Below are 16,494 nucleotides of genomic sequence, written 5' to 3'. Positions count from 1 at the left end.
TTACAAAAAATAGGAGTCAGTCACTATGCTACGATACTTAATCACACTACAAGCACCTGATAGAAAAGGATTAGTAGAACAAATCGCCCATGCTGTGAGTCGTCATGGCGGCAACTGGCTCGACTCAGAATTACGCCATATTGACGGTGTCTTTGCCGCGATATTGTTACTCGAAGTGCCGTCACTGCGCATGGACGAGCTCATTGAGGCCCTAGAATGCATCGATAGCCTGTCCCTCACCTACTCCAAAACCTCGGTCGCCCTTAAGCCCATCAAACGCTTAAGTTACAACCTAGTGGCCTATGACAGACCCGGACTCGTGCTCGATATATCCAATAAAATCAATGCAATTGGCATCAATATTGAGCAGTTTAGTAGTCAATATGAAACCGCAGGCCACACAGGTATAGCTTTGTTTCGGGCAACCATTGGCCTTGGACTCACAGATCTAGCCCAAGAAGATCAATTAGTTGAATCCCTCTATGCTCTTGGGGATGATCTCGTGCTCGATAGATTAAGCCGTTAATCTTGTTTACTTTTACGGCGAGCTAACACTTAGCACACCAATACATTTAGAGAGCGCACTCGCAATAGCACTTTCAAACAGCACTTAAAGTGCGCTTAAAAACCGACATTCGCGGCAAGGTGTTCAAATTAAGTTAAGCCAGTGCAGTGCAATCAATACTGGATAGTTGGAATCGTTAGAATGCGCATAGGAATCAGGCAAGTGGGTTTGTAAGTTGATGTCATCATTTAAAATTTATTAACCATATAATAATGTTTAATATTTTTACTATAAAAAACCCACAAAACCCGATTACTGAATCATAAATACACTAACACCAACAAAATTTAATGTTGTAACTGCCTTTCGATTCATGCTCCCTTGGTAGAATAACCCACGAAACACCATAGCTCCGGTTCAGAATGACCACTTTGCCGCTTTCGAGCTTTTCCATCTTTATGTTTTATCAATTATTTTAGGGAGTAGTACGTATGGAGCAGTTATACGAACTGGCCCAAGCCATGATACACAATGATCTGGCGGTTTTAGCCAATCCTAAAATCGCCCTCATGGTCAGCGCATTAATTTGTGGCTTTTTAGTGTTAGAAAATGGCTTTATTCCCACCGCATTTTTACCCGGAGATAGCCTACTCTTTCTCACTGGAGTGCTGATTTATCAAGATATTCTTCATATCGGTATTATGCCGTTATTGGTTCTAGCAACCTTTACAGGTACAGCTATAGGTTATTTACAGGGGCGATTTTTAGGGCATACCCAAATTTACCAAAAACTGCTGTCGAATATTGATATCAAACATCAGGAAAAAGCGACCCACCTTATTGATAACTATGGAGTGATAACCCTGCTACTCGCACGTTATATTCCTTTTGTTCGTACCGTTTACCCCTATATTTTAGGTGCAACGGGTATTTCTTCCCGTCGTTTTTTACTCATTAACTTCATCAGTTCAATGGTGTGGATTTTTTCCGTTGTTGGTTTTGGGTATCTCATTAGCCATACCCAATTAGCAACAAAATACCAAACACAATTTATGAGCATAATCACTTACTTACCTGTAGCCTTGCTTACTTTCGGTATTATTGCCTTAGTGTACAAATGGTTAAGTAAAACAAAAGAGGTTTAGGTGCACTCAGTCAATCGACTTACTTATCGAAAATTCCTATCTAAACTGACTTGGATAATCTTGTATACTGGCGGCCACGCTATGACGATATAACGAAAGCGTGCAGTTAGATGACGCGCAACAAGTGCAATATCAACTCGTTGTTGGTGATGAGTTACTCCCGCTCAATCCATTGATAGGCAAGCAATTAACCTTGACCCACACGGGCAATATCTTCTGCTGCAACTGCGGTAAAAAGAGCAATATTACCCAGCCGCGTGAGACTTGCCCAAACATGTTGCAACTATGTAGTTAAACCCTCTCTGAGAACGATTACTTTTTCCCTTGCAACTGCAAGCGCTTAGCTTGACTGAGGATCTCATTCAAAAACACTGAATCTGTTTGTTTTGCTAATAGCACGGCTTTGTCGGAGGCTCTTATCGCCTGTTCAAGTTGTCCATCCAGATCATAGGCGGTCGCTAAACTGTCCCATAACACCTCTGAATGAGGAAACGCACGCGTCCCCTCTGCGAGAATTTCAACGCCCCAAGCCGTTTTTTGTTCATAAGTGGCCTTGAGCCCATAAACATTATATTGCTGAGCAAAGAGTGGAAATTCATAGCCAAACTCAGCGCTCTTTTGCCGATAGAACTGTTTTATATCCTTAAGTGGCATAATGGCAATTTCAGGCACGGCATTCCAATCGGCAAAAAGTGTCTTTAACGCCTCAATATTGCCTACAAGCGGCGTACTGTCGTGAGTTTCATCGGGGAAATGCTTGTAAAACCAATGTAATTGCTTTGATGTGTTATCCGTGGGGCTTGTACCTAAGCCGTCTTGCAACTGCTTAATTTGTGCCGCAAACGCGCTCGCCATCTCATTGGGCTCACTTGCCATACTCAAAAACCAGCGCAGTGGTTTCGCACGCTTAGCTTGTAATAACTCGGCCGACTTAAGCACTAGCCAATCACTGTCCCACCATAAACTGGGACTGATTGAAATCACCGCATCAAATTGGCTATTTGGCGTCAAGGCGACATAACTGCTAAACAGCCCCGCGAAGGAGTGACCCGTGAGTATTTGGTAATCTGAGGTGCGGTATTTTTTGCCTAATTCACTGAGCAGCTCTTGCTCTAAAAACTGCCTGAACCTTTCAGCACCACCGGAGCTGTCTTTAAATTTATCGATTTGAGTCGGCGTGAAATACTTCATCCGTTGATCCGAACTCACGCCAACGGTAATCATTTCCGGAATAATGGCATAAGTACTTAAAAAACCGACATTCGCAGCCACATGCTCAAATTGGCTAGAGCCATCTAATACGATTAATACCGGATAGTTAAAATTGTTGGAATGCGCATAGGTATCTGGCAAATGGATTTGTAAGTTGATGTCATCATTCAAGATTTCTGAATGAATTACCGTCTTATCCATCTGTGCGAAGACACCCGTCGAAAAGAAAAATATCAGCACTAAAACCAACCGCATAAGTACACCTCCATTTGTAATGCAGGGTAACTTACTGGTTTTCATCATAAGACTCAAATCATTACCCTCAAAAAGTCCGTCTAAGCCTATGGGGTTAAGCGCAGTTTACAAAAACTCACTTAGCAAAAAATCCTATCTAAACTGACTTGGATAATCTTGTATACTGACGGCCACGCAATGACGATATAACGAAAGCGTGCACTAGAACGCATGATGAGCGACTAAGCTGCACCAGAACGCAACACATTAGGATGACCATGTTAGGAACGCTAAAAAAGATGCGCGTGCAGTTAGATGACGCGCAACAAGTGCAATATCAACTCGTTGTTGGTGATGAGTTACTCCCGCTCAATCCATTGATAGGCAAGCAATTAACCTTGACCCACACGGGTAATATCTTCTGCTGCAACTGCGGTAAAAAGAGCAAGAAGAGTTACTCGCAGGGCCATTGTTTTGTCTGTATGCAAAAGTTGGCGAGTTGCGATATGTGCATCATGAAGCCGGAAACTTGTCATTACGACCAAGGCACTTGCCGCGAACCAGAGTGGGCCCAGAGCCACTGTTTTGTGCCGCATTATGTATATCTGTCGAATACTTCGGGCGTTAAAGTCGGCATTACCCGCCACACTCAACTGCCCACTCGTTGGATTGACCAAGGTGCTACCCAAGGTTTACCGATTTTTAAAGTCTCAACAAGGCAGCTCTCAGGCTTAGTCGAAGTAGAATTGGCAAAACTGGTTAATGATAAAACCCATTGGCAAGCCATGTTAAAAGGCCATGCCGACGATATTGATTTAAATGCTAAGGCTGCGGAACTGATCCCGCAAATTGAGGCTAAGTTGCACGAAATCGGCATGCAAAAAGGCGATTACAGTATCGAGCGTTTGCACGAAACGATTCAGCCAATTCATTATCCAATTGACACCTTTCCGAAGAAGATAACTTCGCACAATTTCGATAAAGATGTGGTCGTCAGCGGAATTTTGCAGGGGATCAAGGGGCAGTATTTAATGTTTGATACGGGCGTGATTAACATTCGTAAGTTTTCATCCTACGAGATCACAGTCGAGCACGACTGAAACAGTCTGAAATCAAAATGGAACTTCCATCCATTAAAATGAAAAAGCGCGGCAGTTTTCACTGTCGCGCCCTTTATTGAGATGGCTGTCACTAAAGTACCATGTCCCACAGTTCAAAAATGGGATCTAGCACCACAAACATGGGACCAAGACACCTCAATTAAGCACTAATCCCGTTTATCTGGCGAATGCTCCAACCAAAATGCTGACTCAATTCACTTAGAACTGAACTAAAGCTCAAACGCTGACTAAGGAGCCACATTAACCGACGGCATATTGGCCAACATACTGGCAATGAGACTGTCGAAATTTTCGGTTAGCTCATCCATCTTTTTAATGTTGCCAAAACCTTGGGCAAGCACTCGCCAAATTGGCTCATCAACGCCCTGTATTTTAGTGGGTTTAAAGAGCGCTATCACCACGGTACCTTTATCATACTTTTGGGTATTCACACCGTCGGTTGACAGCCCAGCGACTAACCCTGTCACTGCCAAAATTTGTTCATCACTCATTTCAGTTCCCATCGCGACGCCAAAGCCAACCTGAAAATCCGCCAGTAGTGGATCTTCGACCCAGCGATATCCCTTACTCTGCAAAGTTTGCTTTAATACGGCTTGCATGTGTTGCAACACTGACTGCGGATCTAAGCGTTTATCTGTGATGATTTTTTGAAATTTAGGATGCCAAGTGAATGTCATTGCCGTTGACGGTAATTCACTGAGATCGCCAGACATCACAATTGTGGTTCGCAACGGCTGCGCCGCGTTATCCGTCACAGTTACGCACCCAGTAAGACCTAAAACGCTGCTAAAAAGCAGTATTAACACTCTCAAATACCGACTTAACACTCGGTCGGGAACCCAGCAAGGAACTCGACTGAACTGTCGATTTAGCACTCCACTTAGCTCACTATGTAATGATGGATTCATCATGCCCTGTTACCTCAATCTATAAAATGCTGTCTAAGGATAGTTGCTATTACTAAAACTGAAAGCTGATATCCATCATAGTGTTAAATCAGCATATTCCAATATATCTTGATATTCGTGCTAACACAGAGAACCATCAAACTCGCGAGCCTTATTCTCACGCCATTAATCCCATCGAGGCATGTACATATTTTGTTATTCTTTTTAGTTTATAAACTCGCTATGTCGTATAGGCGCGGCAACATTTAATCGCTAGAATGCCTCGCCTGCGTTGCAATCAAATGTCGCAATTTTAAATAATAGCAACACAGTATTGCGTACCGGCCGATGAGTAAATCGCAGGCTCAATGCCGCAAATAATCACAATGCCATAAAACTAAAATAAAGGTGTGGATCTATCTATGGAGTTAATACTCGCTATCGCGTTGTTTGCCTTTTCATCGGGGATCACCCCTGGGCCTAACAATATTATGCTGATGACCTCAGGGGTAAACTTTGGCGTAAAACGCAGTATTCCGCATCTTATGGGAATAAGCCTTGGCTTCCCGACCATGATCCTCGCGATAGGTTTGGGCTTGAGCGCCCTATTCCAAAGCTATCCTATCATCCATCAAGTGATTAAAGTCGTCGGCATAGGTTACCTTTTGTATCTGTCTTGGTTGATTGCCAACAGCAGTAGCAAGATGGAAGGCAAAGCCATTGCTAAACCCTTCAGTTTTATCCAAGCCGCGGCCTTTCAATGGGTCAACCCTAAGGGCTGGATCATGGCCGTGGGCGCGATTGCGACGTTCACGTCAGTACAGCAGGATTTGACCCCGCAGGTCATCACTATTGCAACGGTATTTTTGTGCGTCGCCTTTCCCTGCGCTATCGTCTGGCTCGGCTTTGGTGTGGCCCTTAAACGCATTTTAAAAAATGAGCGCCAACAGAAGATTTTTAATATCAGCATGGCGCTCTTGCTTGTGGCGTCTATCATCCCTATGATCGCCCCCTAATTTTTAAGCACGAGCAAACGACCGCCATGAACGAAATTGACATGATCACTCAACAAACCGACGACTGGGTGAAAAAAGTGATCATGAAATACAATATTTGCCCCTTCGCCAGACAAGAAGTCGAGCGCGGCAGTATTCGGTATCTGGTGGTGGAACAAACCAAAGTCAAACTCGTACTCAAGGCATTGATTGAAGAATGCCAATACCTCGACGCCCACCCCGAAGCCGAAACCACACTGTTTATTCTACCCCGTGGTTTTGAGGGGTTTTATGCTTATCTCGACCTCATCGACATGGCAACCGATACGCTTATCGAACACGAGTACGAAGGCACTTACCAACTCGCCACCTTTCACCCAGACTATTGTTTCGATGGTGAACCACAGGACGGGGCAGCCAACTTCACCAACCGCGCGCCCTACCCAACCCTGCACATCATCCGCGAAGCCAGCATGGAGTTAGCCCTTGCTAACTACAACGATCCCGAAACCATCCCAGAGCGCAATATCGCCTTTTGCGAACGCAAAGGCAGCGACTTTTTCGTCAAACTGTTAGCAGAGTGCATGGGGAAATAGCTTAAGCGCCTCAGAAATAACTGAGAGAGATAGTAAATATAGGAAGTTGTAGAGCAATCACTTAACCTTGGTATCCAAAAATTAAGCACTGTCACTCCAGTGACACGCCGTAAACTCGTCCCTGAGGGCTCGACGACGGCATCCATGCCGCCAACGGTCACTTTCATGCAAGTGCTGAACTTTGTTGTAACTTTACAGCTTCGTATTATCTAGTATGCGATATCAGCTAAATTTAAACTAAAAACATGCAATAGAGTTGATTACATAACTGTTTTATATAACCATATGATAAATTTTCATCACATACAGGCTTTCCATGGAAGAAAATAAAATTTGGGAACAGAAATTACATTCAAAGGTTTTAACATTATATGAAAGTGGAATTAAAAACTTGAATGAATTAGTTCACCATTGCGAGGGGGCTCAGCCAAAGGACATTGATGCGATTTTAAGTGTAATATCAAACAGTCCAAGAAATATTACCAGAGACTCAATATACAAAAATAAATTTTTCTTCCAGTTACCAGCGTCAAATCCATTATTTTATCAATGGTGGTTCACTCTTGAAACACAAGATAAATTATCAAATTTATTGTTAGAAAAAGGTAATGAACAACATATTGCTTGCCTTGGCACACCAACTATTGCGGCAGCAATGGCATCATATAAAAGAAATGTATTTTTTTTAGATATTGATAGTGATCTAACAGATCTATTCAAACAGTGCTATGATGACATGAATTTTTTCAATGCATTAAAATACAACGCTTTTGATGATATACCTCAAGATCTTAAAGGAAAATTTTCAAGTGTTATTATTGATCCCCCTTGGTATCCTAATTACTTTTCTTTATTTATAAGCAGAGCTATTCAATTAGCAAAGAATGGAGGAACTATATATTGTTCGATCCCTCAAGTTTTAACTCGCCCAGGAATAGAGCGTGAGCGTGAACAGCTAATAAAATTAATAACTGATGCAGGTCATGAACTCAAGTATATTGAGAAGTCATTTTTCAAGTACATAGTTCCAAATTTTGAAGATACTGCAACAAAAAACAATGGGCAGAATATAGGTTCTCAGCCATGGAGAAGCTCTGACCTTTTGGCAATAAAAGTCAATGGGACACAAAAAATTGACTTCGAAAACATTGATAGCGCCACAATTCACTCATTTTCAAGAAAAAACAGGAATTCTATTTTTAGAGTATTTGTCGAAGAAAAAATATACATATTGGTACTTTTTTCCAAGAAAACTCATTATTTAGTAAATCTATTAGCAATAGAGACCCAGTGGGAAACTTAAATGTTTGGACTTCAGAAAAATCTGGCTTCGAATGTGAAGATATTCAATTTTTTATATTAACACTTGAGTGCTGGAAAGAAGGTCTATCCATTGAAAAAACTATTGCAAAAATTGTACTAGAAACCACTCATAATGAGACTATTGTACGTAACAGAATAAATATTATTGAAAGTAATATGAAACTTTGGTCTATTCATGCCGATGGTACATCTAGAAGAACTGATGAGGAAATTAAGACTATAAATGAAATGATGCATGGTGAATTCGCATCTAAAGCATCAAAAAGGGAGCATCCTAGTGAGGGGGATGGTTTCAGAATTGAATTCCAACGCGATCGAGACAGAATTATTTGGTCATCTGGTTTTAGAAAACTATCCGATAAAACACAATTATTTCCATTAGATGAAGACGATCATTTACGTCAACGTCTTGCACACAGTATAGAAGTGATGCAACTTGCAACAACAATAGCTGTGAGCTTTGGATTAAATAAAGACCTAGTTGAAGCTGGCGCACTAGCACATGATATAGGTCACACACCATTTGGTCATGCTGGCGAAAACGCATTACATCAGTTATTTTTAAAACTAGGATTTGAATGTGGTTTTAACCACTATGAGCATGGAGTAGATGTTGTAAGATATCTCGAAGGCGCATATCAAAGTAGTATCTTTTCTCCGCATGCAGGCTTAAACCTTACTCCAGAAGTATGTGATTGTATTCTAAAGCATACTTATTGCCACTCTGGTGAAGGACAAAGTCATGAAAATATATGGAAATATACTAAACATCAAAATTATCTGTGCGCTGGACACAGTCATTTAGAAGGTCAAGCAGTTAGAGCTGCAGACAAAATCTCATATTTATTGTCAGATTTAGAAGATGGAATAAAATTAGGAGCCATAAATATTTCTGATATTTTGTCATGTAGACTATTCCATCGAACCCCTATCGACTTTCGAATTAGAGAGGGTGATTCACTATATATTAAATTTATAGAGCAAAGAGGCTCCATAATTAAACTTTTAATGGAGGACATTATATTGGAATCTTCAAAAAGAATTTCAAAATTATCCTCAATTAATGAAGCAATCAACTCAACAGAATACACTATATTTCATAGCACACAAATTAATATCGACATGAGTGAGGTGTGGAATAAAATTCAAGTTAAAAGGCAACACTCTGATACTCGCGTATTATCAGCAAACATGAAAGCATCAAAAAAAATATGCGAGTTGACTTTACTTTTTACATTATACCCAAACCATATAGAAGAAAAATTTCGAATAGAGCATGAAAGACTTAGAGAGAATGATTATATATTATTTTACAATCAACTTCATAGAACGTTTGAAATACCTATAGAGCTTTTAAGATTTTTACCGCTGGATTTAATGATTGGATTCAAAGAAGAAAGAAGGAAAAAAGTTGATACGTATAATCTTGTATTGGCAAAAGATTACGTTGCCAGTTTCTCTGACAAAAAAATTAATCGTATTCATAAATCACTTCTGGGAGAAGGCTAAATTTCAAAGCATAACAGCAGCATGCTAGTAAAGTATTATGGTCAAAATAACACCCGAGCTAAAAGAATGTGCTCTTGGAGTTGCCGCAGGGCGAATAGGGAAATTACGTGAGTCTCGGCATGCATACCGATCTAGCTTACGTAGGTGCAGGGGCGAATGAAAATCGATGATTCTCAAGCTTATGAGCGAGTGGCAAGCATTGCCGAACTGGATTGCTTTACAGGAATGTGAAGCGAAGACTTCGGAAGCGATAGCAAATTTGGCAATGAGCACAAGGGGCTTTCAACTCCGTTGGGGGCGTCTTGGAGCATCCAAGGGCGAAGGCCCACGGCCGCTTTGAGGGCGAGATAGGGATATCGAGCTGGCTATTTAACATGGACGTTTTTGATAGGACGAGCAGTCCTCCTTGGTAGGGTGTGGGGTGAAGCCCCACGACTTTGACTTTGAAAATCAATAAAAAAACAAAGTTTAAAAGAAAAATCCATTGATAAATAAAGAGAATTAAACCCTTAATCCCCACACCTCAAAGGCATCACGACTTAATTGTTCCCTAAAATCTGGGTGAGCGATGGCGATCAGCGCCTGTGCCCGTTCGCGCAGTGAACGGCCGCGTAGATTGGCGGCGCCGTATTCGGTCACAATGTAATGCACATGGGCCCGAGTGGTGACAACCCCTGCGCCAGGTGATAACACGCTGGCAATGCGAGAAAGCGTTCCTCCCGCGGCAGTGCTGGGCAGCGCAATAACAGAACGACCACCTTCAGATAACCCTGCTCCGCGGATGAAATCCATCTGGCCGCCGACACCAGAATAGATTTTAGTGCCAATGGAATCGGCGCACACTTGCCCTGAAAGGTCGACCTGCAGCGCCGAGTTAATCGCCATCACATTGGGATTTTTACGGATAATGGCCGTGTCGTTAACTTGTTCTATGTCCATAAAGATGACCGCAGGATTATCATCAACATAGTCGTATAATTTCTGGCTACCCAGGGCGAAACCTGTGACGAGTTTTCCCGGATAAAAACGCTTCTTGCTGTTGTTAATCACGCCCTTTTCAACCAGTTGTAATATACCGTCAGAAAATAGCTCTGTGTGGACACCTAAGTCTTTATGTTCGGTTAAGCAAGACAGCACGGCATCAGGGATCGCACCTATACCCATTTGCAAACAATCGCCATCACGCACCAATTGGGCAACATTTTTACCGATCGCCAAACTCACCGCATCCCCCGTCGCGAAGGAATGAATAGGTAACGCCGCGCTCTGCTCATACACAGCGGCAAAACGGTCGATATGGATAAAGCTGTCGCCATGGGTTCGCGGCATTTGTGGATTAATATGAGCGATGATCTTACCCGCGACTTGGCAAGCTGCGAGCGTTGCTTCAACCGAAATGCCTAAGGAACACATGCCATGCTTATCGGGTGGCGACACTTGGATAATTGCGGTATCAATTTTTTGCTCGCCGGAACGAAATAACTTAGGCACTTCAGACAGGAAAATCGGCACATAATCCGCGTCACCACTTTGCAGTAATGCCCGCGTTGGCAGCCCACCGAAAAAACATCGATGGCGTAAATGCCCCTGTAAACTGGGATGGCTTAAGGATTCGGCGCCTTCAGTATGTAACTGTAACAGGGTGAGATTTTCTTTGGTGAGTGCATGCTGCGCCAACGCATCTAATAAAATGCGCGGAGTGGCGCCCATGGAATGAGTCCACAGCGTCTCGCCGCTTTGAATTAAAGCAACCGCATCGAGCGCGCTATGACAAATGATTGGAGGCATAATGAATTCCCTTCGCTAAGCATGATGGCGGCAATCGCCCTAGCGGCAGTGTAAGGGATATCCTAATTAAGCAACATCGATTTCAATGGCTTAGCGCGACTGTTTATCTATAGTTTGCGCTATATCAAACTCTAGATTATTAATTGGATCGCAAAATACACATTCAACCTGTTTTGGCACTAGAGGGTAATAAAGCCTCTGGCTAAAATGCTTTGCAGAAATTTGATTAGGGATAACACCAATAAGCCCGTATTGGTTATCCCCATCAGCGCTCAGCCTTACCAAATATATATTACTTTACCAATAATCAAGTCTTGAGGAATAAACCCAAAATATCGACTATCTAAGCTATTGTCTCTGTTATCACCTAAGACGAAATACTGACCAGCGGGAACTAACCATTCATCCCTTAATGTGTTTTCCTGCACATAATAGCGATCAACCAGTTCTTTCTGATGGCGGAGTAATAATACCTGATAGCGAATATCATCCAGCGACTCTTGGTAAACAGCTTGAGTCTCAGTACTCAACTCGGGTAATAAGATTTTATCGATAAGATCGTATTGAGAGTCCAATCCTGCACACGCTTCCCTCGATACATTGCAGGCTTTCTGCACAAAAATGGTTTTGTCGCGATAGATAATCCTATCGCCGGGTAGACCAATTACACGTTTTACATAGTCAATCGTCGGGTTTGCAGGGTATTGAAATACCAATATATCCCCTCTTGCGGGTGTTACCGATGGCGTCGACTTAGCCAGTTGAAAACCTAAATATCGATAGTTACCAAAACCATACTTGCTCACCAACACATGATTGCCAGGTGCTAACGTCGGCTTCATGGAAGAGGCCGGAATACTAAAAGGCTCAAAGAAAAAACCTCGTAACACAATCAGCGGTAACATCATCAAAGCGTAACTCGCTAACACTATCCACCAGCGAGCATACCAGCGGCGGGGTTGAGTAATATCGTAACGACGGGCGATCATAAACCCGTGAATGGGACAAATAACAATAAATAACCAAGAGAGGTAAATATTTTGAAGCCAAGCCATATTTCCCGATTTAAATGGGAAATAGTTTGAGTGTAAAAATACATCAACGGCCGCGATAATCAGCGCACCAATAAAATATCGAATAAAATATTTAAATTGATTAACGTATAAAAATACAAACGGCTGAAAAAATAGACCTAATAATATTGCGAGCCAAGCTTTTGGCTTCCATTGAATATCCAATTGAACTCCGTTTCACCCTAGATTTGGAAAACGGCATCATAATTCACTGCCTAACCTAGCACAACCTCATTCCCAGTTGCAGATAGCCTGCCATGCGACTATCAGCATACTGATGATAATATTAATCTAGACGCTTAGAGAATCTCATACTGGCGATAAATAGCCCGATACAGGTAAAACCTATCATCCACAGGGCATCAAATTGCAGATCCACCACTTGGGCATCGCGCAGCACTATGGCCCGTGACATGCGCATAAAATGGGTTGCGGGTAAAGCTTCGGCAATCCATTGCGCCGCGATAGGCATGGCTTCGTAGGGGAACATAAATCCCGACAAGAGAATCGATGGCAGCAGGATAAATACCGTCATCTGCATCGATTGCAACTGGGTTTTCGCTATGGTCGAAATCACTAATCCTAAGGTTAAACTGGCGCAAATGAACAACATAGCAGCAAGGGCGATAGAATCAAGCCCGCCGCGAATGGGCACATCGAACAACAGATGCCCTGCGCTCAGGATAATGGTCACTTGCACAAAGCCAACCATCACATAGGGCACGATTTTACCCAGCATCAACTCCAGTGGCCGCACAGGCGTAGTGATCAAAAACTCCATATTGCCCTGCTCACGCTCACGCACTATGGCGGCGGAAGTAAACATCACCATGGTCATAGTCAAAATCACTCCCAACAGGCCGGGTACTATGTTGACCACAGAACGTTGTTCTGGGTTGAAATATTGCACCACTTCAAAACTCGGCATCGCCGTTTTTAGTGCTCTTCCTGCGACTTCATCCAGTGGCATTTGCCTTAGGCTACGAATAGTTGAAGCGACAACCGTATCTGAACCATCCACTAGCCATTGGCCAGCGGGTTGTGCGATATAGGACTGCGCTAAATATTGCTGACCCACAAAGCTTGGGTGACGCACTAAGCGCTCATCAAGATCGGCGGGCAAATACAGCACAGCTTTGACTTCGCCGCGAGTGATCGCCGCCTCAGCCTCGGCGGCACTTAAATAACGCTGTTTAAAATCTACGACCTGCGTTGCTTCCACCGCCTTAACCAGTGCGCGACTGTAGGCAGAATCACTCAAATTAACTAACCCAGCAGGCAGATGGCGAGCATCGATATTGATGGCATAACCAAACAACATCAGTTGCACCAGCGGGATCATGACTATCATGCCAAAGGTCATGCGATCCCGCGACAACTGCCGCAGCTCTTTGACCACAATCGCAAAAATCCTACGCCACATGGTCAGTCTCTCCCTTGGAAACCCCAGCCAAGCGCTCGCCAGTACAAGTGACAAACACATCTTCTAAGCTAGCGCGCACTTCTTCCATCGTCCGGCTGGCAACTCTTGGTTTAAGCCAAGCAAGCGGATCTTCAATATCGCTGCGCACTAACACCCGCAAACGACTGCCGATTTGCGCCGCTGACAATACCGCAGACTCGCTGACCAATGATTGTTTTAAAGTGCGTAAGTCGTCCCCTGAGATCTCAACCACCCGAGCCCCCATCGCCGCCATCAGCTGCTGGGGTGAACCGTCGGCGCGTTTTATCCCCCGCTCTAAAATCGCAAGACCATGGCAACGCTCGGCCTCATCCATATAGTGAGTCGACACAAGTATCGTAGTGCCTTGGGCACAGAGATCGAATAAGCGCTCCCAAAACTCGCGTCGATTTTCAGGATCGACCGCCGATGTCGGCTCATCGAGAAACAATAATTCGGGGTGATGTAAGGTCGCTGCCGCTAAGGCCAAACGCTGTTTCTGGCCGCCACTCATGGAGCCCGCCATTTGTTTCTCGCGGCCGACTAAATCGTATAGCGTGACTAACTCGGCTATTCGCAGCTTTGATGCTCGGCGGTTAAGGCCATAAATTTGCGCGACAAACTCTAAGTTTTCCCGCACCGAAAGATTGTCGTACAGGGAGAATTTTTGCGTCATATAGCCAATACGGCGACGCAGTTTTTCCTCGGCGCCGGGTAAGGTTTCACCCAATACGCGGATATTCCCCGATGTGGGACTCAGTAACCCAGTCAACATACGAATTGAAGTCGATTTTCCGCAGCCATTGGGGCCGAGAAACCCATAAATTGTGCCCTTGGGAATGGCGAGGTCGAGGTTTTCCACCGCATTAACACCACCAAAGGCGCGGGTCATCCCTTGGGTCTCGATAGCAAAATCAGCGCTTTTCATGGCTGCTGCACTCCTTGCAGCACATCGAGTTCAACTTCTAATGCCATGCCAGTAGGTAGGTCCTGATCTGTGGCGGAAATCGTGATATCGGTCAAATACATCAGCCGCGCTCGATCACGTTCATTTAGCGCATAAAATGGCGTGTAAGCAGGTTGACTGCGAATATTGCGCACAGTGCCAGCAATCGGTATCTCGCGGCCATCCACAAGAATATTGACGCTATCGCCCGCCTTCACTCTGTCTAACCAAGTCGCGGGCAGGTAAACCCGTACATAGGGATCCTCGCTCGCCAGTAAACCAATCAACTGAGTGCCTGCGGCAATGCGATCGCCGACTCGCCAAGGCAACGTATCGACAACGGCATCACGCGCCGCTACCAAGCTCAAGTCTGCTAAGGCTTTTTGTTCGATGGCTACACTGGCGCGAGCTGCAGCCACCGCGGCTTTGGCTTGTTCAAGCTGCTCACTACGGGTGCCATTTTCTAGTAGTCGCAGGCTTTGCTGCGCCTCAGCTTGCTTGGCTAAACTGGTATCCCGCGCCGCACGGGCCGTATCTAAATCCGCTTGGCTAAGTACTTTAGTGACAAATAAACGGTTTGTTCGTTCAAAGGCTCGCTGAGCCTCTTTCACACTGGCATTCGCCCCGTCGAGCACGGCCTTGGCGCGTTCTATATCCTCTAAACGCGCACCTGTGACCGCCTCAGAAAGTTTAGCTTTAGCCTGTTCAAGCTCGGCTTGGCGCAGGGCGAGGCGCGCATTAGCAGAGGTTGTATCGAGCTGAATTAACACCTCACCCGCCTTAACCTGTTGACCTTCAACCACATTAACTTGAGTAATCAACTCACCTACGGGCGCGGTAAGCGTCAGCCTGTCCCGCTCGACAGTGCCAAGTACTCTGGGCGGCGCTTCAGTGCAGCCGACTAATAGCAAGATCACACAACCCACACTCACGTGCGTAAGAATTTTAAAATTCACACTCATTACGACTTCCTCGGTTCACGCAGTACACCTTGGGTAAAAACCTGCATATTGTGCAGCGCTAAACGCTGTAAACCATCAGCATCGGCACTAAAAAAACCGAACTGACGCATTAACACCGGTGGCGCAATAAGCGGAAAAACCATCAGACTCACAAAACTGAGGCGTACTAAATCGGGATCTAATCCCTCCTTCAATAGCCCCGCATTGACTAATGTGGATTCGAGCCATTGCCGTGAGAGGGATAAAATTTGCTCAAAAACAGACAACATAATGCGATAGGGTTCTGAGCCATCGCCTTCCTGTAACACCCGTATAATCAACCGTGGCAATCCCAGGTTAGGTGCCATAACGCGATAATATGTCTGCATAAGTTCACCCAAGTTATTAGGGGCATCCGCAGCGGATATTTCGCGAAAACGCGCTAATACGGGCTCAAGGGTTTCCCGCACCATTTGTTCGAACAAGCCCGCTTTTGAACCAAAATAATAACGAATAAGTGCGGCATCAACCTCGGCTTCGCGGGCAATTTCACGGGTAGAAACGCTGGGATAACTGCGATGACTGAAGAGACTTAGGGCTGCGATAATTAAGCGTTGACGGGCATCGGAATCCCCTTTCGGACGACCAGGAGTCTGCGGCTGTGATTCAGGTTGGGCGGTAAATGGCACAACCCCCTTTGGGCGACCGGGAATAAGAGACATGGCAAGCTCCAGCAAAATTCATCTATTGATGAATATACTGAAAAACCGCGTAAAAA

General features: G+C 44.3%; 15 protein-coding genes and 1 pseudogene. 8 read left to right on the top strand and 8 right to left on the bottom strand.

Translation table 11 applies throughout. The features are described from left to right. The first annotated feature begins 25 nt into the window (after positions 1-25). From L5M71_RS19515 to L5M71_RS19505, 3 genes and pseudogenes are all read left to right on the top strand, one after another. Positions 26-526: a glycine cleavage system protein R gene (locus L5M71_RS19515; protein WP_028760534.1), complete on the top strand. Its 501-nt coding sequence runs from the start codon at positions 26-28 to the stop codon at positions 524-526. A 470-nt stretch (positions 527-996) separates the two neighbouring features. Continuing rightward, entirely contained in the window at positions 997-1,650 is a 654-nt protein-coding gene (locus tag L5M71_RS19510; RefSeq protein ID WP_263209262.1) for a DedA family protein, read from the top strand. 100 nt (positions 1,651-1,750) lie between these two features. Next, a pseudogene (locus L5M71_RS19505) lies at positions 1,751-1,918 on the top strand (DUF2797 domain-containing protein); the annotation flags it as partial. Positions 1,919-1,962: 44 nt separating this feature from the next. Here the strand turns inward: L5M71_RS19505 and L5M71_RS19500 are convergent. Next, the gene (locus L5M71_RS19500; protein ID WP_263209259.1) at positions 1,963-3,117 is read right to left on the bottom strand and encodes an alpha/beta hydrolase; all 1,155 of its coding nucleotides are present in this window, start codon (positions 3,115-3,117) and stop codon (positions 1,963-1,965) included. A gap of 257 nt (positions 3,118-3,374) precedes the next feature. Here L5M71_RS19500 and L5M71_RS19495 point away from each other — a divergent pair, with 257 nt between their 5' ends. Continuing rightward, complete coding sequence (locus L5M71_RS19495) at positions 3,375-4,196, top strand: DUF2797 domain-containing protein (protein WP_105249677.1); 822 nt, start codon at positions 3,375-3,377, stop codon at positions 4,194-4,196. A 248-nt stretch (positions 4,197-4,444) separates the two neighbouring features. On the opposite strand, the gene L5M71_RS19490 is transcribed toward L5M71_RS19495, so the two are convergent. After that, the gene (locus L5M71_RS19490; RefSeq protein ID WP_317630055.1) at positions 4,445-5,128 is read right to left on the bottom strand and encodes a DUF4136 domain-containing protein; all 684 of its coding nucleotides are present in this window, start codon (positions 5,126-5,128) and stop codon (positions 4,445-4,447) included. A gap of 398 nt (positions 5,129-5,526) precedes the next feature. Between L5M71_RS19490 and L5M71_RS19485 the strand changes: the two genes are divergently transcribed. From L5M71_RS19485 to L5M71_RS19470, 4 genes are all read left to right on the top strand, one after another. Beyond that, a complete protein-coding gene (locus L5M71_RS19485; RefSeq protein WP_113938904.1) occupies positions 5,527-6,120 on the top strand; it encodes a LysE family translocator in 594 nt (197 codons plus the stop codon). A gap of 26 nt (positions 6,121-6,146) precedes the next feature. Further along, the gene (locus L5M71_RS19480; protein ID WP_113938905.1) at positions 6,147-6,695 is read left to right on the top strand and encodes a DUF1415 domain-containing protein; all 549 of its coding nucleotides are present in this window, start codon (positions 6,147-6,149) and stop codon (positions 6,693-6,695) included. Positions 6,696-7,011: 316 nt separating this feature from the next. Beyond that, positions 7,012-7,998, top strand: coding sequence for a protein-lysine N-methyltransferase (locus L5M71_RS19475; protein ID WP_263209255.1), 987 nt, complete (start codon positions 7,012-7,014; stop codon positions 7,996-7,998). Next, positions 7,986-9,527, top strand: a complete 1,542-nt coding sequence (locus L5M71_RS19470; protein ID WP_263209253.1) for a deoxyguanosinetriphosphate triphosphohydrolase family protein — start codon at positions 7,986-7,988, stop codon at positions 9,525-9,527. Before L5M71_RS19475 ends, L5M71_RS19470 begins: the two co-directional genes overlap by 13 nt. Before the next feature lie 501 nt (positions 9,528-10,028). Here L5M71_RS19470 and L5M71_RS19465 read toward each other — a convergent pair. The 6 genes from L5M71_RS19465 to L5M71_RS19440 form a co-directional block, all read right to left on the bottom strand. Beyond that, positions 10,029-11,315, bottom strand: a complete 1,287-nt coding sequence (locus L5M71_RS19465; protein ID WP_263209251.1) for an acetyl-CoA hydrolase/transferase family protein — start codon at positions 11,313-11,315, stop codon at positions 10,029-10,031. Between the two features lie 278 nt (positions 11,316-11,593). Beyond that, positions 11,594-12,553: a signal peptidase I gene (gene lepB, locus L5M71_RS19460; RefSeq protein ID WP_263138138.1), complete on the bottom strand. Its 960-nt coding sequence runs from the start codon at positions 12,551-12,553 to the stop codon at positions 11,594-11,596. 121 nt (positions 12,554-12,674) lie between these two features. Beyond that, positions 12,675-13,811, bottom strand: a complete 1,137-nt coding sequence (locus L5M71_RS19455; RefSeq protein WP_263209249.1) for an ABC transporter permease — start codon at positions 13,809-13,811, stop codon at positions 12,675-12,677. Next, positions 13,801-14,757, bottom strand: a complete 957-nt coding sequence (locus L5M71_RS19450) for an ATP-binding cassette domain-containing protein (RefSeq protein ID WP_263209247.1) — start codon at positions 14,755-14,757, stop codon at positions 13,801-13,803. Before L5M71_RS19450 ends, L5M71_RS19455 begins: the two co-directional genes overlap by 11 nt. Then, positions 14,754-15,737, bottom strand: a complete 984-nt coding sequence (locus L5M71_RS19445; RefSeq protein ID WP_263209245.1) for an HlyD family secretion protein — start codon at positions 15,735-15,737, stop codon at positions 14,754-14,756. Before L5M71_RS19445 ends, L5M71_RS19450 begins: the two co-directional genes overlap by 4 nt. Further along, positions 15,737-16,438: a TetR/AcrR family transcriptional regulator gene (locus tag L5M71_RS19440; RefSeq protein ID WP_263184632.1), complete on the bottom strand. Its 702-nt coding sequence runs from the start codon at positions 16,436-16,438 to the stop codon at positions 15,737-15,739. The genes L5M71_RS19445 and L5M71_RS19440 overlap by 1 nt, the downstream gene beginning before the upstream one ends. Positions 16,439-16,494 lie beyond the last annotated feature (56 nt).

The organism is Shewanella sp. SW1 (assembly GCF_025653545.1).
GTDB classification, from domain to species: domain Bacteria; phylum Pseudomonadota; class Gammaproteobacteria; order Enterobacterales; family Shewanellaceae; genus Shewanella; species Shewanella oncorhynchi.
The sequence above is the reverse complement of the archived record's forward strand: the minus strand, read 5'-3'. Positions and strand labels throughout refer to the sequence as shown.